Origin of the sequence: Micromonospora zingiberis (genome assembly GCF_004331455.1) — a bacterium.
Lineage (GTDB): Bacteria > Actinomycetota > Actinomycetes > Mycobacteriales > Micromonosporaceae > Micromonospora > Micromonospora zingiberis.
On sequence record NZ_SJJR01000027.1, the window covers coordinates 45,561 to 64,998 of the forward strand.

General features: G+C 71.8%; 14 protein-coding genes. 2 read left to right on the plus strand and 12 right to left on the minus strand.

Annotated elements, in window-relative coordinates:
* Positions 1 to 13 precede the first annotated feature (13 nt).
* Complete coding sequence (locus tag E0H26_RS26625; RefSeq protein ID WP_131308591.1) at positions 14 to 1,597, minus strand: alpha/beta hydrolase; 1,584 nt, start codon at positions 1,595 to 1,597, stop codon at positions 14 to 16.
* A gap of 34 nt (positions 1,598 to 1,631) precedes the next feature.
* Positions 1,632 to 2,732, minus strand: coding sequence for an ATP-dependent DNA ligase (locus E0H26_RS26630; protein WP_131308641.1), 1,101 nt, complete (start codon positions 2,730 to 2,732; stop codon positions 1,632 to 1,634).
* A 135-nt stretch (positions 2,733 to 2,867) separates the two neighbouring features.
* On the opposite strand from E0H26_RS26630, the gene E0H26_RS26635 reads away from it, so the two are divergent.
* Positions 2,868 to 3,080, plus strand: coding sequence for a hypothetical protein (locus tag E0H26_RS26635; protein WP_131308594.1), 213 nt, complete (start codon positions 2,868 to 2,870; stop codon positions 3,078 to 3,080).
* 490 nt (positions 3,081 to 3,570) lie between these two features.
* Positions 3,571 to 5,877 carry a bifunctional glycosyltransferase/CDP-glycerol:glycerophosphate glycerophosphotransferase gene (locus tag E0H26_RS26640; RefSeq protein ID WP_131308597.1) on the plus strand — a complete coding sequence of 769 codons (2,307 nt, stop codon included), beginning with the start codon at positions 3,571 to 3,573 and terminating at the stop codon, positions 5,875 to 5,877.
* A gap of 95 nt (positions 5,878 to 5,972) precedes the next feature.
* Here the strand turns inward: E0H26_RS26640 and E0H26_RS26645 are convergent, their stop codons facing one another.
* The 10 genes from E0H26_RS26645 to E0H26_RS26690 all read right to left on the minus strand — a co-directional run bounded on the left by E0H26_RS26645 (position 5,973) and on the right by E0H26_RS26690 (position 19,218).
* Complete coding sequence (locus E0H26_RS26645) at positions 5,973 to 6,893, minus strand: DNA-3-methyladenine glycosylase family protein (RefSeq protein WP_131308600.1); 921 nt, start codon at positions 6,891 to 6,893, stop codon at positions 5,973 to 5,975.
* 126 nt (positions 6,894 to 7,019) lie between these two features.
* On the minus strand, positions 7,020 to 7,694 hold the full coding sequence (locus tag E0H26_RS26650; protein WP_131308603.1) for a COG4315 family predicted lipoprotein: 675 nt from the start codon (positions 7,692 to 7,694) through the stop codon (positions 7,020 to 7,022).
* A 196-nt stretch (positions 7,695 to 7,890) separates the two neighbouring features.
* Positions 7,891 to 8,667: a zf-HC2 domain-containing protein gene (locus tag E0H26_RS26655; protein WP_131308606.1), complete on the minus strand. Its 777-nt coding sequence runs from the start codon at positions 8,665 to 8,667 to the stop codon at positions 7,891 to 7,893.
* A complete protein-coding gene (locus E0H26_RS26660) occupies positions 8,664 to 9,356 on the minus strand; it encodes a sigma-70 family RNA polymerase sigma factor (RefSeq protein WP_131308609.1) in 693 nt (230 codons plus the stop codon). Before E0H26_RS26660 ends, E0H26_RS26655 begins: the two co-directional genes overlap by 4 nt.
* A gap of 83 nt (positions 9,357 to 9,439) precedes the next feature.
* Positions 9,440 to 10,297, minus strand: coding sequence for a spermidine synthase (locus tag E0H26_RS26665; protein WP_131308612.1), 858 nt, complete (start codon positions 10,295 to 10,297; stop codon positions 9,440 to 9,442).
* Entirely contained in the window at positions 10,297 to 11,250 is a 954-nt protein-coding gene (locus tag E0H26_RS26670) for a hypothetical protein (RefSeq protein ID WP_131308615.1), read from the minus strand. Before E0H26_RS26670 ends, E0H26_RS26665 begins: the two co-directional genes overlap by 1 nt.
* 7 nt (positions 11,251 to 11,257) lie before the next feature.
* Positions 11,258 to 13,732: an AAA family ATPase gene (locus tag E0H26_RS26675; RefSeq protein ID WP_131308617.1), complete on the minus strand. Its 2,475-nt coding sequence runs from the start codon at positions 13,730 to 13,732 to the stop codon at positions 11,258 to 11,260.
* Positions 13,732 to 14,880 (minus strand): exonuclease SbcCD subunit D, encoded by a 1,149-nt coding sequence (locus E0H26_RS26680; protein WP_131308620.1) that lies wholly within the window; start codon positions 14,878 to 14,880, stop codon positions 13,732 to 13,734. The genes E0H26_RS26675 and E0H26_RS26680 overlap by 1 nt, the downstream gene beginning before the upstream one ends.
* Before the next feature lie 82 nt (positions 14,881 to 14,962).
* Positions 14,963 to 16,714 (minus strand): ATP-binding protein, encoded by a 1,752-nt coding sequence (locus E0H26_RS26685; RefSeq protein ID WP_131308623.1) that lies wholly within the window; start codon positions 16,712 to 16,714, stop codon positions 14,963 to 14,965.
* Positions 16,715 to 16,914: 200 nt separating this feature from the next.
* Positions 16,915 to 19,218 carry a hypothetical protein gene (locus E0H26_RS26690; RefSeq protein ID WP_131308626.1) on the minus strand — a complete coding sequence of 768 codons (2,304 nt, stop codon included), beginning with the start codon at positions 19,216 to 19,218 and terminating at the stop codon, positions 16,915 to 16,917.
* Positions 19,219 to 19,438: the final 220 nt, after the last annotated feature.

Below are 19,438 nucleotides of genomic sequence, written 5' to 3' on the forward strand. Positions count from 1 at the left end.
TGTTCGCCCGGCGCTAACGCGCCGGGCAGCGCTTCCCTTCGGCTGGCACGGTGAGGTCGATCAGGTAGGCGTCGACGGCTTCGGTGATGCACGGGGTCTGTGGGTACGCCGTGTGCCCCTCGCCCTCCCAGGTGAGCACCCGGCCGACGCCGAGCATCTCGGCCAGCGCCGGGGTCTGCTCGTACGGCGTGGCCGGGTCGCCGGTGGTGCCGACGACCAGGATCGGCGGTGCACCATCGGCGCGGCCGGTGGGGTAGGGGTCGCTGCCGCCGGGCCACTCGGTGCAGGAGATCAGGCCGTTGGCCAGGGCGGGGCCGAACAGCGGGTACTGCGCCCGCCACTGGGACTGCAACTGGCGGATCCGGTCCAGGCCGGGCCGTTCCTCCTCGTCGGCGCAGTTGATCGCCGAGTTGGCGTCGAACAGGTTGCTGTAGTGGCCGTTCTCGTCGCGGTCGGTGTAGTTGTCGGCGAGACGGAACACGCCCTCCGGATTGCCCGCCTCCAGTTGGTCGATGGCCCGGGCCAACTCCTGCCAGCCGGTTTCCGTGTAGAGCGACGAGATGACCGCGTAGAAGACCCAGCCGGCGGTGGCTTCCCGACCGTCGGCGGAGCGGGCCGGGGACACCTTGGCCTTGTCGATGGCGGAGATGACCGCCGCGCGGGCGTCCGGGGCGATCGGGCAGCGGGCGGCGTTGGCCGCGCACCACCGGGTGAAGTTGTCGAAGGCCCGCTCGAAGCCCTTGGCCTGGCTCTCCGAACCTTCGACCAGACTCTGCCGGGGGTCGACCGCGCCGTCGAGCACCAGCGCCCGGACCCGCTGCGGGAACAGTTGGGCGTACGTGGCGCCGAGCAGCGTGCCGTACGAGTAGCCCAGGTAGCTGAGCTTGTCGTCGCCGACGGCCGCGCGGATCGCGTCCATGTCCCGGGCAGCCTGCTCGGTGCCGTACAGCGGCAGTTGGTCGCCGTACTTGTCGCCGCAGCCCTGGCCGATGCGCTTGGCGAGGGTGACGAGCCCGTCGAAGGACTCCTGGCTCTCCGGGTCGGGGTCGTAGCCGAAGACGGCGTCGAGGTCGGCGTCGGAGATGCACTTCACCGGGCTGGACCGGGCCACCCCGCGCGGGTCGAAGCCGACGATGTCGAAGCGCTCCAGGATGCTGTCGGGCAGGCCGCCGTACTGCTCGCCGAAGGAGAGGTAGACGGCGGTGTCGACGCCCGAGCCGCCGGGGCCGCCCGGGTTGACCAGCAGCGAACCGATCCGGTCGCGCTGCTTGGTGGAACGGGCCCGGATCAGGGCGATCTCGAAGGTCTGGCCAGCGCCGGGACCGGCCGTGGCGCCGCTACCACCGGCCCAGTCGCGCGGAACCTGGATCCGGGTGCACTCGTACCGCATCTGCGGTGCGCCCCGCCCGACCACCTCGTCGGCCACCTCGGGGCAGGCCTGCCAGGTCGGCGCCGTGCCCGGCGCGGCGGCCTCCGGCTCGGCGTCGGTGCGCGGGGCGAACGACGGCAGGGTGCAACCGGCGGCGACGACTGCGGCGACGGTCAGACCGGCCAGGGTGAGCCGCCGGCGACGGGTCCGGTCGGGAGTACGGGTCACGAGTGAGCCTCCGTGATCGGGGTCGACGGCCGGGTCAGTCGGACCCCACCGTCACCGCTGGGTCGCCCCGCAGGACCTGGTCCACGTCGAACCGCACCGGCCGGTCAAGTTGATCGTATCGGCAGGAGCGCGGGTCGCGGTCGGGCCGCCAGCGGACGAAGCGCGCGGTGTGCCGGAACCGGTCACCCTCCATCGCGTCGTACGCCACCTCGACCACCAGTTCGGGGCGCAGCGGCTCCCATTCCAGGTTTTTCGTGCCGGTCCACCGGCTGACCCCGCCGGGGATGCGTTGGCCGCGCTCGTGGTCGCCGTGCACCCACGGGTGCTCGCCCCCGATGTCGCGGTAGGGGGCCAACTCCTCCAGCAACTCGGCGCGGCGGGCCATGGTGAACGAGGCGCTCACCCCGATGTGGTGCAACACCCCGGCGTCGTCGTAGAGGCCGAGCAGCAGCGAGCCGACCACCGGGCCGGACTTGTGCCAGCGGAACCCGGCGACCACCGCGTCGGCGGTGCGGGCGTGCTTGACCTTGAACATGAGCCGCTTGCCCGGCTCGTACGGCAGGTCGGCGGGCTTGGCGATCAGGCCGTCGAGCCCTGCCCCCTCGAACACGTCGAACCAGCGGCGGGCGGTGTCGGCGTCGGTGGTGATCTGGGTGACGTGCACCGGGGGTCGCACCCCAGCCAGCGCCTGCTCCAACCGGGCACGGCGGGCCGGGTAGGGCACGTCGAGCAGGCTCTCGCCGTCGAGGGCGAGCAGGTCGAAGGCGACGAAGTCGGCCGGGGTGGTGTCGGCGAGCAGCTTCACCCGGGACGCGGCCGGATGGATGCGCTGGGCCAACAACTCGAAGTCGAGCCGGGGCGCCGCGTCCGGGCCGTCGCGGCGGATCACGATCAGCTCGCCGTCGACCGCGCAGCGCGCCGGCAGCTGCCGGCGGGCCTGCTCGACCACCTCGGGAAAATAGCGGGTCATCGTCTTGCCGCCCCGGCTGGCCAGCTCCACCTCGTCACCGTCGCGGAAGACGATGCAGCGGAAACCGTCCCACTTGGGCTCGTACGTCATCCCCGGCCCGGTCGGAATCGACGCGACGCTGCGCGCCAGCATCGGCTCCACCGGCGGATTGATCGGCAGGTCCACGGCGTCAGTCAACCAGACGCCACCGACACCGGTGAGGCAGATCACTGCTGGCCGGTGGGCGGCGTGTCCGCCGACGGGCCGTCGCAGCTCGCCTGGCCGCTTCGTAAAACCGCAGGTCAGAGCTACTTTCGCGGGGTGCCGGAGTGGGTGTGCGGGTGCTGCGGACGGTGGCGGGTCAGCGTCGAGACGATCCGGGGCCGGCAGGTCTACCGGCTGGTGCACCGCTATCCCCGGCGCTTCGGTGGCGGCGACAACGTGCTCGGTGAGGTGGGCACGGTGGCCGAGTTGGCGGCGTTGCTGCGGCAGTGGAGCCCATTGACTCTGGCCGATCTGCGGGAGGCTGGCTGAGGCCGCGCCGGGCGGCGCTTCGGAATCTCCGTTGCCCGGGTCGAGTGATCCGGGCTGATTGTTGTGGCGGCCCAAGCAGGCCGCGATTGGTCGTCTGAATCGGCATCTTCCGATGGCCGTACGGCCAAGATTTTCCGTGCAGTTCACGCAAAAGCCATCAAATTCACCGACGTCTGTTGCGGCCAGGTGTCATGGCCGGTGACTTCAGCCGACCGTGCTGTTAGCGTCAGCCAGCCGCTGTCCGGTAGGGCGAGAACCTACCGGCGCTCGTGCGTCGGCAGCCGAGCCCGCCTGAGCGTGGTGCTGCCCGTCGTAACACGGGCGCCAGAACCGCCTCGCGCTCTGGCAGTGGTACACGGGGATGTGGTGGGCTGGTGATCGGCGAACTGGCATGCGTAGGTCGAGGGCCGCGCAGTGTCAACGGTTCGGCGACCGATCCGTTGACGGACCCGTGGCCAGCGCCGACCGCTTGAGGAAAAGGTATGATCAGATGCCGATGCTGAGCATCGTTCTTCCCGTTTACCGGGTGCAGGCCTACCTTCGCGAATGCCTTGACTCGATCCTGCAGCAGCCGTTTCAAGACGTCGAGGTGATTGCCGTCGACGACTGCTCACCGGACCACTGTGGAGCGATTCTCGACGAGTATGCCGCTAGGGACAGTCGACTTCAGGTTGTGCACCTGACCGAGAACGTCGGCCTTGGCGAGGCTCGTAACGTCGGGATGCGCCATGTGACTGGCGAATATGTCTGGTTCGTGGACAGTGACGACTGGATCGCTCCTGGAGCGTTGGCCGCGGTGGCCGACCGGCTGCGTTCCGTGCGGCCGGACGTGCTGGCGGTGGACTACGCCAAAGTGTGGTGGAACAACCAGAGTCGCCGCAGCAAGCTGTCGCAACTGGTCCGGGCCGAAGCGTTGCCGAAGGTGTTCACGCTGGCTGAGCACCCCAACATGATCAAACTTTTCCACGTCGCCTGGAACAAGATCTTCCGGCGCGAGTTCCTGGTGCAGAACAAGATCACATTCCCGCCCGGCCTGTACGAGGACGTTCCGGTCGGCTTCCCGGTACTCATCCTGGCGGACCGGATCACCGTCCTCGACCGGGTGTGCATCTACTACCGCCAGCGGCGGCAGGGCGCGATCACCTCCACGCCCGGCTACCGGCACTTCGAGGTCTTCGACCAGTACGACCGGCTCTTCTCCCACCTGGACAGCATCGGAGAGCGGGCGGAGCCATTCCGGAGCCTGGTCTTCGAGCGCATGATGTACCAGTGCCTGCTCGTCCTGGAGAACCCGGACCGGGTCGCGCGGTCCCACCAGCGTGAGTTCTTCGCCGCCCTGGCCAAGGCATTCAACCGACACCTTCCGGCGCAGGGATACACGAGGCCGCAGGGCCGGGAGCGGGTCAAGCATCTGCTCGTCGCCCGTCGGGCGTACACCGTCTGGCTGTTCATGCGGATGGTCTTTGGCCTGCGCCGGAAGGTGGAGGCCAAGGTCAACCAGGTGAAGCGCAAGGTCCGGCTGCGCAGCCGGCTGCGCATGCGGTACTACCGCTTCCAGTTGCGCCGGCCGATGGACGAGAATCTCGCCGTCTTCTCCACGTACTGGGGGAAGGGGTACGGCTGCAACCCGCGCGCGGTGTACGAGAAGATGACCGAGCTGGCACCCGCTGTCCGTGGGGTGTGGGAGGTCAAGCCGGGCGAGGAGGGATCCGTGCCGCCCGGTGTCGAGACGGTGACCATCGGTACGCTGCGGCACTACCAGGTGCTAGCCCGGGCCAAGTACCTGGTGTCCAACGTGAACTACCCGGGCTGGGTGGTCAAGCGGCCCGGTGCGGTGCATCTGTCGACGAATCACGGCACTCCCGTGAAGGCGATGGGCGTGGACCAGTTGAAGTTCCCCGCCGGCATCAAGGGCATGAACATGAACTGGTTGCTGAAGCGCTGCGATCGATGGACCTACAGCATCAGCCCGAACGCCTACACGACTGAGATCTGGGAGCGGGCCTATCCGTGTGGCTACGAGACCCTGGAGGTCGGCTACCCGCGAAACGACGCGCTCGCCAACGCCACCGAGCAGGACGTCGCCGAGGCGCGTGAGCGGCTCGGACTGAAGCCGGGTCAGCTGGCGGTGGCGTACCTGCCGACGTATCGCGACTACGAGTTCGGCAGCGACGCGCTGTTGAACGTCGGGCGGTTCGCTGACCAGCTGTCGCCCGAGACCATGCTGCTGGTTCGGGTGCACCACTTCGACCGCACCATCGTGGGCGGTGACCACCCCCGCGTAATCGATCTCTGCGACTACTCCCGGGTGGAGGACATCTACCTGGCCGCCGACGTGCTGATCACCGACTACTCCTCGGTCATGTTCGACTATGCGGTGCTGGACCGGCCGCTCGTGATCTTCGCGGCGGACTGGGACGCCTACCGGGCCAATCGTGGGGCATACCTCGACGTCTTCGCCGAAGGACCGGGTGCCACGGCCCGCACCGAGGAGGAACTGGTCGACCTGTTCCGCTCCGGAGCGGTGTTCGGCGACCAGGCGACGAGCGCCCGGCAGTTGTTCCGCAAGCGCTTCTGCTACCTGGACGATGGGCGCGCCTCCGAGCGGGTCGTCCGCCGGGTGTTCCTCAACGAACCCGTACCGGCGCCGCCGGAGACGGGCGCGGTGCCGGTGGTACCGGCCGAGCAGTTGCAGGAACTGCGCAGCGTCGAGGACGACTCGCAGCTGCCGGACCCGCCCACCGTCGACGACGAGGCGAACCTGTCCGACGCACCTGACGCGCTGGTAGGCCGCTGATCTGTGTATCGGTTGCGGCGCCGGTCCTCCTGGGCCGGCGCCGCCGCCGTTGCGGGCCCGCGTCGACCCCGTTCGGCCCGACATCGGGCGGCTGGTCAGAACCGGGCGAAGGAACGGATCGGCATGCGCGGGCCGAACCTCGGGGCGTGGATACCCGCGACTTCCAACAGCCGGCAGACCCGGCCCCGGTGTCCCCGGAACGGCTCCAGCAGCTCCAGCATCCGGGCATCGTCGGCGCGCGGTTCGCCGGCCAGCGCCCAGGCCACCGTGTTCGGTACGTGGTAGTCGCCGACGCTGACCGCGTCCGCGTCCCCGTACGCCACCCGGACGACTTCGGCGGCGGTCCACGGGCCGATCCCGCTGATCGCCATCAACCTGCGGGTGGCCGCTGGCGCATCCGCACAGCGCTCCAGCCGGTCGGCGACGGCAGCGGCACGGCGCAGCGTGTCAGCGCGGCGCTGCTCCACCCCGAACGGGTGGAAACCCCAGTACGGCATGGCCGCCACGGCCGCCGGCTCAGGCGGCAGTAGCAGTGGCTGCATCGGCCCCGGCGCCGTCTCCGCGAAGTGACGGACGATCGCCGCGTACGCCCGGTAAGCCTCCTTACCGGTGACCTTCTGTTCGAGGATCGCCCGCAGCACCCGCGGAAAGACCAGCCCGGTGGCGGGCATCCGCAGCCCGGTGTGCTGTACGGCCAGCCGCTCCAGCAACGGGTGGGCGGCGGCGAGTTCCGCGAACCCGGTCAGGTCGTCACGTAGGCCCGCTATCGCGTCGGCCTGGTCGACGACCCACCCGGCACCCGGCCCGTACCCGTCGGCCTGTAGCCCGCCACCCACGGGGCGTAGTGCCAGGGTCGCCGGGCCGGCGGGCGTACGGGCGGCCCACCAGAAGGTGTCGGCGGTGATCCGGGCGCACGGATCGTACCGACTGAAAAGTAGCGGCTGGACCGACGCGGCCAGCCGGTAGTCCGCAGGTGGTCGCAACACCCGGCGCGCGGCGGGCTCGGTCCTGCTCACGGGCCTACTCTGCCACCTTCGGCGGGCGCCCGGCGAAACCACCCCGACGTGCGGAACGGACCCCTCACACGACGGTGGCCGGTCGTACCCCCTGCGGGGCGCGACCGGCCATCCGGCGTTGTCAGATCAGTACGTGTAGTCGGAGTCCGAGCTGTCCGACTTGGTCTTCGACGGCGGCTCGACGGCCTTCGGGGTGCCCTTGGGCAGGCACTCCAGGTTCTTGCTGCCGTCCGGGTTCACCACGAACCAGGTGCCGCCGACGCCCTGGCCCTTCCACTGACCCGGCTTCTTGTCGCCGATGTAGGTGTAGAGCGGCCAGCCGTCCAGGGTGATCTGGCGGGTGCCGTCCGGCCGGGTGATGGTGCCGACCGCGTCGTCGGAGACGCCCTTGAGCTTCGGGTTGCCGTCGGTCAGCGCCGGCGGCCACACCTCGGCGCACTGGTCCTCGCAGTTGGTGGCCGGCGGGTCGTTGCTGTCCCGGTCGAAGCGGTACAGCAGGAAGCCGTCCTGGTTGACGACCGCGCTGCCCATCCGGGGGAACTTCTTGCCGGTCAGGCTCTCGGTCAGCTCGACACCGTCGGGCAGGGGGGCGTCGGTTTCGGCTTCCGCGCCCGGCGACGCCGAGGCGCTCGGCTCGGCAGTGGCGCTGGCCTCGGGGTCCGCGGTCGCCGAGGGGTCGGCCGCAGCGACGGCGACCGGCTCTGCGGCGCCGGGGTCCGCTCCGTTGTAGCCCGCGGGCGCGCAGGCCGTAAGTGCGACCATGGCGCTCGCCACAACGACGGTCCGCTTCAACTTTGCCACGTGCCCTCCTCATACTTGACAAGTCACCGAGAAGTACGGGGAGAGGGCTGTCAAGGTTGAAGCCAAAACGGTGGCTCATTTCACAAGTGGCGGATTGAACCGAAATCCACCGCTGTCCGTGTATGGGCGTACCCCGCTGGCGCAGACGCAGCAAGGCCCGCCTCGACCGAGGCGGGCCTTGCTGCACTGACGTGGGTCAGCCGGTGGGCACCGTCACCAGCGGCGTACCCACACCCTTGCCGTCGACCTCCTGCACCTGGAAGTGCTTCACGTCGTCCAACTTGGACGCGGTGGCGGCGGCGAGGGCCAACTGTTGCGGGTTGCTGTTGGTGCCGTAGCCGCCCGGCGGAACGGACCAGCTGGAGATGACCTCGGTGCTGGCATCCTCGCGCACCACCACCAGACGGCACTCCCGTGGACCGGGCAGCCGACCCAGGGTGAAGGCGACGTTGGTGCCGAAGTCCTTCGAGACGAGGAAGAACGTCGCCTTCACCCCGGTGTTCGGGTCGGTGACGTTGACCTGCTTACCCTCCTGCAGGTTACCGCCGGTCCCCGGGTCACCGGAGTTGCCCGGCCGGGTGCTCGGCGGATCCAACGGAGCCGTGGGCGGCCCGGCGATCGGCGGCGCGGTGCCACCGTCGGACAGGTTGCTGAAGACCACCCCGGTTATCCCACCGAAAACCACCACGGCCGCGGCGGTCGCGAGGATCTGCCGGAATCGCGCCTTGCGGCGGTGCGTACGCATCGCCACCAGCGTCCGGTCCAGCAGCACCGGGTTCGAGTGGGTCTGCTCCAGCGCCGTCACCGACTCCTCGTCGATGTCGGAGAGCAGCCCGACCACCGGCACCATCGTCTCCAACTCGGCGGCACACGCCCAGCAGGTGGCGAGGTGTTCCTCGAACCGTTCCATGTCCTGTTCGTCCAGCACGCCGAGCGCGTACGCGGCGACGTCCATGTGGTCTACCCGGCTCATTCCGTCACCCCCCTTTCCTGCAGAGCTGTGCGCAGGGCGCGCAGCGCGTAGTAAACCCGTGACTTCGCGGTGCCCAGTGGTAGGCCGAGCTCCTCGGCCGCCTCCGGCACCGTACGTCCTCGAAAGTACGTCGCCACCAGGATCTCCCGGTGCGACTGGCTCAACGTTCGCAGCGCGTCGGCCACCGTCATCGAGCGCAGCACCCGGTCTGTGCTGTCCGACTCGGCGAACGCGGTCAGGTCCCGGTCGTACGTCTCGGCCGGCCGGGCCTGTTCACTGCGGTGCTCGTCGATGGCGATGCGCCGAGCCACGGTCACCAGCCAGGGCCGTAGCGACCCCTGCCCCTGCGTGCCCAGCCGGTGGGCGTTGCGCCAGGCCCGCAGCAGGGTCTCCTGGACGATGTCTTCGGCCCGCTGCCGATCACCGCCGGTCAGTCGCATCACGAACATCAGCAACGGACCGGCGTGTTCCGCGTAGAGCGTGCGGATCAACTGGTCGGAGTGGGCGGCCTCGGTGGTCGTCGCCTGATGGCGGCCAGGGGCGGGTCGCGGCGTCACCGGGCTATTCTGGCGAGACGCCGCACGCGAGTCGACCCCGTTGGTGGACGTGGTCGGCCGCGACTGGGATCGGGCGGACATCCAGTCCACCCGCACCCGCTCGCCGTGCCAACCGGCCGCCAGTGCGTGCATGCAGACCTCCGGTTGTCCATGGACAGAAGCCGTCCCCCCACGGGCATGGCTGCCGATTGATACGCATGGCCCAGCCGAACAGATCAACGTCGGACGGAAAAAATTCCTGGCGGCGGTGGTGTGGAGTCGGTGGCGTGCTCGTCGTGGACCACCGGAGCGCCCCCGACGAAGCGGTCCAGGTCGGTCCCGGCGAGCACCCGACCCGGAAACCAGTCACCGGCGGCCCGCCGGGTCAGCTCCGCCACCGGTGGCTCCTGACGGCCGGCGACCAGCACCAGGTTGCCGTAGCGGCGGCCCCGCAGCACCGCGGCGTCGGTGACCAGGCAGGCCCGAGGCAGCACGGTACGCACGGTGGCGACCTGCCCACGGGCGTAACGCAGTGGTGGGCCGTCGGCGAGATTGGCCAGGTACCAGCCGCCCGGCCGCAGTACCCGGGCGGCCTCGGCGGCGTACTCGACCGAGGTCAGCCGGGCAGGTGTGCGGGCACCGGCGAACACGTCGGCGACCACCACGTCGTAGCTGGCGTCGCGGGTGCCGGCCAGCGCCGTGCGGGCATCGCCCACCCGGACCTTCAGTCGCGGGTCGGCCCGCCACGGCAGCGCCCGCCGGACCAGGTCGACCAGGGCGCCGTCCACTTCGACCACCCGCTGGGTCGAACCGGCACGGGTGGCGGCGACGTAACGGGGGAGCGTCAGCGCGCCGCCGCCCAGGTGCAACACCCGCAGCGGTGTGCCGGCGGGTGCGATCAGATCGAGCGCGGCGGCCAGCCGGCGGACGTACTCGAACTCCAGGTGGGTCGGATCGGTCAGGTCCACATGCGACTGCGGGGCGCCGTCCAGCGACAGCGTCCACGAGCCGGGGCGGTCCGGATCCGAGGTCAGCTCGGCGAGCCCGGTGTCGACCTGTTCGGTGTGCCGGTCCGGGTCGCGGCGGCGGCCCATCAGCGGTTGGTCCGCGCGGCGGCGGTCAGCGCGCGGTGCAGCAGCCGGGCGTCGCCCAGCCGGGAGCGCAGCAGGCGTTCCAGCCCGGCGATCGGGACGAGGTTCTGCGGGGCCCGGGGATCCTTGTACGGGGTGGAGGCGAACCGGGGCAGGGTGACCAGTGACAGATCGGCCAGCCGTACCGCCTCGGTGATCTCCAGGTCGGCCGAGCATTCCAGCCGGACGATGCCGGCCCAGGGTGCCCCGGCGGCCACCGGCAGCCGCAAATACCACGACCAGCCGCCCCAGGCGGTGCCGAGCCGGAACACCGGCGACCGGTGGCCCGGCGCCAGCCCGGTGACCACCGCCGTGAGCCGGGCGTCGAGATACTGGCTGTGCTGGGTCTTGATGTAGCCGAGGGTGCGCGGCAACTGCCGCCGGTTACGTAACGGCCCGTCCACCACCAGCAGGTCGTCATCGGTACGGGCGGCGTCGGAGACCTCCACCTCCAGGGCGGTCAGTGGCCCCTGCACCGCAGCCGGCAGCTTGGCCAGCTCACCGGTGCCGCTGACCCGGTGCACCGGGTAGCGGACGTTGCCGGCCACCACCTCGGCCGCCGACGGACTGGCGGTGAACAGTCCCCGGCCCACCTTGGCGCCGGCCAGCTGCGCGGCACCGCGGGCCAGGTCGCACCGCACCACCCCGGCGGCGTACGACGCGGCCAGGCCGGGAAGGGCGGTGCCGTCCTCCTCGGCCGTCCAGACGCTGGCGTCGATCCGGCGTACCCCGTCGACCAGCAGCACCACGTGCGGGGCCTGGACACCGGGGCGGGGGCCGATCGCCCGCCAGTCCACCGCGGGTAGTTCGGCGTCGGCGTCGACCTGCGCGCTGCTCGGTGCGGCCGGGCCACCCGCCGACGCCTCGAACGAGGCACCGTACGCCGGATCCCAGGCGTCGACGAAGAAGCGGCTCACGCGCGTCTCACCGGCCGGTCCGTTCGACCCGCGCCGACCGGGCGTCCTTGCGGACCTCGAAGCGCACCGGAATGCGCTCGGCCAACGCCGGCACGTGGGTGACCACACCGACCATCCGGTCCCCCCGGGCGGCCAGATTTTCCAGGGTGGCGGCGACCGTGTCGAGGGTGGCCGCGTCGAGGGTGCCGAAACCCTCGTCCAGCACGATCGACTCCAGGCTGGCCGCGGTGGTGGACATCCCGGCCAACTGCTCGGACAGCGCCAACGCCAACGCCAGCGACGCCTGGAAGGTCTCGCCGCCGGAGAGCGTCCGCACGCCGCGCCGCAGACCCGCGTCGTAGTGGTCGACGACGAAGAACTCGCCCTTGTCGTGGACCAGGTCGTACTGGCCGCCGGAGAGTTCCCGCAGGATCCGCGACGCGCCGTCGACCAGCAGGTCCAGTGCCTCGGCCAGCAGCCACCGCTCGAAGTTGTTGGCCCGCAGGTGCCCGGCGAGGGCGCGGGCGATGTGCGCCTGCCGCTCGTGCCCGGCCCGCTGCTCGCGCAGCTCGGCGGCCTGCTCGCGGCGCTCGACCAGCCGGCGCAGGTCGGCCTCGGCCCGCTCCACCGCGACCGTCGCCGCGCGGACCGGATCGTCGGGCGCGGGTAGCCCGGCGTCGGTGAAGATGCCCGCGATCCGGGCGGCTACCGCAGTCGCCGCCGCCTCGGCGTCGGCCGCCGACGTGGCCAGGGTGGTCCGCTGCGACCGGCGGTGCTGCGCCTGCGTCCGCGACCAGTCGGCCAGCGTGGTCCAGGCGGCGGCCAGGTCGTCCCGGTCGGCGGCCGGCGGACCGAACCGGGCCAGCCCGTCGCGGGTGCCGTCGAAGTGCCGCCACGCCGTACGCAGCCGCTCCTGCGCGGCGTCCACCGTGCCGCGCGCCCGGCGCGCGGCGTCCCGGCCGGCCCGTACCTCCGTGGCCGCCTCGTCCAGCGCCTGCCGCAGCCGGGCGTGTTCGGCCAGCCGCTCGCGCAGCGTCTCGGCGCTGGCCGCCGTGGCGAGCCGTTCGTCCAGTCCGGACAGTCGGGTCCGCAGCCCGTCATGTTCGGCGCGGGCCCGCACCAGCATCCGGTCCAGTTCCCGCGCCGCCGCGTCACGTTCGGTCACCAGCCGCTTCGCGGCCTCGCTCGCCGCCCGCGCCGACTTGCCGGCGGCCACCGCGCGGGCCACCGCCGAACCGGCCGGCACCGCCGGCACCCGGGCCACCACCTGCTCGCACACCGGGCAGGCGGCCCCGTCGCTCAGCTGCGCCCGCAGCGCCGCCGCCTGGTCGGCGGTCTTGGCCTCCTCGTGCGCCTGGAACGCCGCCGCCAGCTCCGTCTCGGCCCGCTCGGCCGCCGTCCGCGCCTGCGCCAGGGCCGTCACCGCCACGTCGTGCTGGGCGCCGGCCGTCTCCACCGCCGCCCGCAGCTCGTCCGCTTGGCCGGCCAACTGCTCCCGGTCGGCGTAGGCCCGCAGCAGCAGCCGCAGGCTGCTCTCGTCACCGAGGGCCGCCAGCTCACCGCGCAGCTTCTCCTCGCGCTCCTCGGCCAGCGACACCGCGTCGGCCGCGGCGTCGGCCTCCCTCCGGGCGTCGGCCACCGCCCGGGTCACCTCGGCCGTGGCGTCCGGCGCCCGGACCGCGTCCAACACGGCCAGCTCGGCGTCGAGCGCGGCCAGCGTCGCCGCCCCCTCCCGCGCCGTCGCCCGCGCCGTCTCCAGCTCCGGTACGGCGGCGGTCACCGCCGTGGCCAGCTCGGTCATCCGGTCGACCTGCTCGGTGGCCCGCTCCAGGGTGGCGTCGTCGACGTCGCTGAGCCCGGCGAGCACCTGGTCGACCGCTTCCAGCTTCGCCTCGGCCTGCGCCGCCCGCGCGGTGGCCCGCTGCTGCACCTGCTCGTAGACGCCCAGACCGAGCAGGTTGACCAGGATCTGCTGCCGGGTGGCCGGCCGTGCGTGCAGGAAGTCGGCGAACTGCCCCTGCGGCAGCACCACGCAGCTGGTGAACTGCTCGTACGGCAGGCCGACCGCCGCCAGCACCGCGCCGTCCATCTCGGCCGGGGTGCCGGCGACCACCTCGCCGAGATCCTCCGGGCTGAGCCCGGTGTCCAGCTTGGTGACGTCGAAGCCGTCCGGCATCAACTGCAACCCGGCGCCCGCGGTCTTCACGTTGCCCCGGCCGTCCCGGCGCACCACCCGGGTCGCCACGTAGCGGGCCCCGGCCGACTCGAAGACCAGCCGCACCCGCGCCTCCGTCGCCGACGGGGCCAGCGCGTTACCGAGCCCGCGCGTGCCACCCCACCGGGGCACCGTGCCGTAGAGGGCGAAGCAGATCGCGTCGAGCACCGTCGACTTGCCGGAGCCGGTCGGGCCGACCAGGGCGAAGAAATCCGCGTCGGTGAAGTCGACGGTGGTCTCGTCGCGGAACACCGTGAAACCGGCCAGGTCCAGGCGCATCGGACGCATCAGTGCTCGACCTCCTCAAGCAGCTCGTCGAAGAGGTCCCGAACCCCGTCGTCGGCATGCCCCCGGTTGTCCAGGTAGTCGGCGAACAGTTGGCGGGGTGAGCGACCCGAGCGTTGGGCGACCCGGGTGCCGCTGCCGGGTGCCGGCACCAGCTCCGGGTCGATGCGGATCTCCAGTGCCCGGGGCAGCAGCTCCTGCACCTCCTCCCGCAGCCCGGCGCGGGGCTGCTCGCGGACGTACACCCGCAGCCAGCCCTCGGGCGGGGTGATCTCGGCGAGCTGGGCCAGGGTGCCGCGTACCGTGTGCAGCGCCGTCGCCGCGTCCACCGGCACCTCACGGACCTGCGCCGCGGTGGTCGCGGTGACCTCGACGAGGGTCACCGACGGGACGTTCTCCTGTTCGCCGAAGTCCACCGCCAGCGGCGCCCCGCTGTAGCGGACCGGGCACGGCCCCTGCACCCGCTGCGCGCGGTGCAGGTGGCCCAGCGCCACGTAGTGCGCGGTGCCCGGAAAGACCGTGGCGGGCACCGCGTAACCCATGATCGTGTGCGCGTCGCGTTCGCCGCCGCCGGTGGCCGCCCCGACCACGGTCAGGTGGGCGGTGACCAGGTGCACCCGGTCGGCCTCGGTGAACCCCTCGGTCAGCCGGGCCAGGATGCGGCCCAGATGGTCGGCGTAGGTCTGGGTGGTCTCCGCGGCGGTCAGCTCGTACATCTCCACGGCGCGGATCGCGTACCGCTGGGACAAGAACGGCAGCGCGGCCAGCCGCCAGCGTTCCCCGCCGGCCGTGGTGCCGTCGATGACGTGTTCGGCCGGATCCTCGCGGACCGCGCCGCGCAGGGTGATGCCGGCGGCCTCGGCCCACGGCCGCAGCGCGTCCAGGGCCGCGCCGTTGTCGTGGTTGCCGCCGATGGCCACCACGTCCGCGCCGGTACGCCGCAGCGCGGTCAGCGCCCGGGTGACCAGCCGGGTCGCCTCGGCGGTGGGTGCGGCGGTGTCGTAGAGATCACCGGCGATGACGACCAGGTCGGGCCGCTCCTGTCGGGCGATGTCGATGACGCCGGCCAGCACCTGCTTGTGTTCCTCGGCCCGCGACTGCCCCTTGAGGACCTTGCCCACGTGCCAGTCGGAGGTGTGCAGGATCTTCATGGGGTTGGCCTTTCGTTCGTGACTGCGGGGCTCCGCTTCGCTGCACTCCTCGCGCTCACCTGGTTTGCAACTCGCCCTCGGCCTAGAACGGGATGTCGTCGTCGGCGCCGCCGCCGGAGCCCACCACGGCGAACGGGTCGGCGGACTGGGTGATCGAACGCAGCGTCTGCGACGGTGCGGCCCCGGCCTCGGATACCCGGGTCGCCCAGGCCGGGAACGGGAACTCCAGGCAGAGCGGGACCGGGATGTCGGGCTGGTTGACGAACATGGTGCCGGGCTTGGCCAGCAGCGCCCGCTGCCGCTGGGCCGGTGGCAGGAAGCCGTACTCCGGGCGGGACGCCTCGGCCGGGTCGAGCCGGCCCACCACCCGGATCGCCGAGTTGGTGACGATGCGCCGCTCCACCTCACTGGCGGTCTGCTGGGCGCCGACCAGGATCACCCCGAGCGAGCGGCCCCGCTCGGCGATGTCGAGCAGCACCTCCTTGATCGGGGAGGAACCCTCGCGGGGGGCGTACTTGTTCAACTCGTCGAGCACCACGAACAGCAGCGGCTTGGCGGTGCCGGCCTTCTCCTTGCGCTCGAACTCGCTCTTGAGCGTCACACCCACCACGAACCGTTGCGCGCGGTCCGGCAGGTTGTGCAGGTCCACGACGGTGACCTGGGCGCTCTCCGCAGTGTTGATCGAGTGTGGACGGCGGGTGGCCAGGTCACCCCGGATCAGCCGGGACAGGTCCTTCTTGCTGCCGATCAGCCGGCGGGCGAAGGCGTTCACCGTGCCCAGGCCGACCGCGCTGCCCGCCCAGTCACCCCGGGTCTCGTCGTCGCTGAGCTGCTCGACGATGTGGTCGACCAGATCGCCGTAGCTGCCCAGGCGCACCCCGTCGATGCTCACCCCGCCGTCGGCGGGCTGGGCGTAGCGGGCCAGGTGGGCGGCGACCGAGTGCACCACCATCGTGTACTGCTGGCGCTCGTCGTCGGCGTCGGCGAAGACGTACGGCAGGAGCCGGTCGGCGCAGAACTCGGACAGCGTCCAGTAGAAGCTGTCCACCCCGGTCAGCCGGCTGCTCACGTCCGGGGTGCCGGAGGAGTCACCGACTCTCGGCGGCGCGTACACCCGGACGTCGGGGAAGGCGTCGGCGACCAGACCGAGCCGGGCGTACGCGGCCCGGGTGGCGTCGTCCAGCCGGGTGTTCGGATGGTCGAGGAAGAGCAGGTCCTCGCCCTTCACGTTGAAGATCAGCGCCTTGGCGTTCACCGCGTCGCCACCGAGCTGCCCGGACCGGAACACCGAGTAGAGCAGGAAGGTGGCGAAGCTGGTCTTGGTGGCCACCCCGGAGATGCCGGAGATGGAGACGTGCGCGCCCCGGGTGCCGTCCAGGAAGTCGGCGTTGAGGTAGACCGGCACCCCGTCCCGGCCGGTGCCCATCGGAATGCGGCGCTCCATCCGGTCGAAGTGCAGCGCCCGGGCCCGGGCGTCGCCCTCGGCCCGGTGCACCACCGCGCCGGGCTGCGGCGGCACGTAGAACTCCGGGTCGACCCGGGTGGTGGTGATCTCGGCGGCCTCCTGCACCTGCGCCGGCAACGTGCCGTCGGCGATGGCGAACACGTCGGAGTCGAACTGGGCGCCCTCGTGCCGCGCCCGGACCTGGGTGACCACCCCGGCGATCGTCACCGGCTCCCGGTCGGGCAGCTCCCGGCGGGTCACCACCACGTCGTCGAGTTGCAGGTAGCTGCCGGGGGCCACGGCCGTCCAGAACTGCAACGGGGTGGCGTCGGCGGTGCCGAGCACCCGGCCGACACCCTCACCCGCGACGTCGAACCCCTGGTCAGTCATCGGGCGGCTCCGGTCGGCTGGTCATCGCGGTCGGCACACACGCCCTGCATCCTGCCGGAGGAGTACGACACGCCGCCACGCGACGCGGCGGACACCACGCTGCGACTCCGGCGGTGACCGCGCCGCGACTCCGGCGGTGACCGCGCTGCGCGACGGTGTCTCCACGGTCCGTGCCGGTGGCGGGCCAGGTTACCGACGCCTCATCGCTCGCGGGGCGGGTGGAACAGGTCGGGGTCGAGTCGCCCGGCCAGCTCCCGCACGGCCGCCTCGTACGTCGGGTTGGTGTGGTACGGCCAGTGCCGGTCGAGTGGCGGCGGGACGGTGTCGTCCGGCGGCACGGTGATGGCCTGCGGATCGCGCAGTCGCCGGTCGACGGTGCCGGCCGGCCCCGCCGCCCCGGGTTGCTGACCGGGCCAGTGGGCGGAGAAGACCGGACCGCCGATCGGGTCGGTGTCCCGCCACAGGTTGATCCATCGCCAGCCGATCCGGTTGCCGACCTCGTCCAGCACCCAGTCACCGAGGAAGGCCGGGCAGAGTCGGGCGTAGAGGCGGTGCAGCGGACTGCCGTGGGTCAGCAGCGCCACCCTGGGCAGTACCTCCGGCGGCAACTGGAGCAGGGTCGCGGCGGCGAGGACGGAACCGTGGGAGTGCCCGGAGAGGATCACCCCGCCCCGGTCGGTCAGCGCGGTGACCCGCTTGGCGAGTTCCGGCACGGCCCGCTCGGCGTAGCAGGGCGGCGCGAACGGATGCACGGTACGCGGCCAGAAGGTACCCAGGTCCCAGATCACCGCGACGGTGCGCCGGGTGCCCTCCGAGCGGTAGGAGATCAACCCGAGCAGGAGGATGCCGACCGCGATCAGCCCGATGACGTAGATCCCGACGTCGGTGGCGAGCGCCAGGTTGGTGGTCGTCACACCGTCGGTGTTGACCAGTTCCCGGCTCAGCTCCGACGGTCCGACGCCGATCAGGTCCAGCGCCACCGTCGCCACGCCGAGCAGCGACAGCACCAGGAAGACGAGGAAGATCGGCTGGAGCTGTTCGGCGATCGCGGCCCGGGCGACGGCCTCCCGCACCGTGGTACGCCGGGACCTGGCCTCCGGTGGCGGATCGGGAAAGTCCCGGTCGACGACCTGATCGGCGAGTCGACGCCGGTGCCGCCGGCTCGTCAGGATCCGCCACATCGTGACCGCGGCGACCACCATCACGGCCAGCAGGCCGGCCAGCGCCGCCCAACGGTAGGACACCGGCGGTTCCAACGGGGGCGCGCCGGGCACGTTCGGCCGGGCCGGGTTCGGGATCTCGCCCCGGTCCAGGAAATCGGCGACGCGGAAGACCAGGGCGGCCGAGAACCCGTACGCGGCGGCGACCGCCGCGGCGGCCAGCACCGGGGTGGCCAGCCCGCTCAGCCACGATGTCCTGCCGTGCTGGCTGCGCTGCCGCTGGTGGATGGTGACCACCACGAGGGCGGCCAGCAGGGCCGCCTGGGTCGCGACCAGCGAGGCGACCGAGCCCTCGAATCCGGGCAGCTGTCCGCGCGGCGGCTGCGGCTCCAGCGGTACCGCGGTGTAGGCCAGGGCCAGCACGGTGAGTCCGGCGGAGGCCCACTGCAGCGGCCGGATGCCACGCAGGTCGACCGGCCCGCGACCGGGCCCTTCGGTGGAGGTGCGCGCCGGCAGGCAGAGCAGGACGACGGCGGCCGCCAGTACGACCCAGGCCAGCCCGAAGAAGACGTACGCGACCGCCGTGGGATAGATGTTGATCTGCGCGCCGAGTAGGAGGGTGGCGAGCGTACTGAGGCCGATGGCGAGGTGGATGGCCCGCAGCCGATACACGACGAGGGCGTCGTTCCAGAAGCCGGGCAGGTCGAGCCGGTCCTCTCCGCCGCTGGAGCGGTCCTGTCCCCGCGAGGCCGGGAACGCCTCGAACGCCCGGGCGGAGCGTTCGCCGAGCCACCAGAGCAGGCGCAGCGCGCCGATCGGCACCAACGCGAGCACCGCCAGCCGTGGCCCGAGCGGCATGTCGGCCAGCCAGCCCAGGTAGCCCCGATGGCGGACGCAGGGATGGTAGGGAGTGCACTGCCAACCGACCAGGTCGACGGTCACCCCGATGATGGACAGCATGAACGCGGCGGTCAGGGTGGCGGCCAGCAACCGGCACAACGGACCGATCAACCCGCCGGTACCGCCGGTCGCCGGTCGAGCCCAGACGGCGAGGTTGATCAGCATGAACGGCAGCAGGAACAGCAGGGAGAGGGTCCGTACGGTGGCACCGGCGGTCAACGCACCCCAGCGGTACGCCTCGACCTTCAGCCCGCCCGGCCGATCGCTGATCCCGAATCCCGGCCGGGGCCGGTAGAAACCGGCGTTGGCGTCACCGGCGACCCGGATCACCACCGGGTGGTCCAGCAGCGACTCGGCGGAGGTTCCCGAGACCCCGTGCACCCGTAGTTCGATCACCTCGTGCGCCAACGTCCCGCCTTCCGGCAGCTGCCGATCCCGGTTCACGGTAGTGAGCTGACCTGGGCTTTGTTGGCCGTTTCGGTCAAGTTCACCGCCCGGCCGGACCGCTGGCCGGCTGGACTGTTGGCTTGCCGGGCTGCCGGCCGCCGGGCCGCCGCGCCGCCGGGCCGCCGGGCCGCCGGGCCGCCGGGCCGCCGCGCCGCCGGGCCAGAGTGGAAGAGCGTCGCGTATGGAAAGGGCGCTGCTGCCCGTGTAGCTCTCGGTG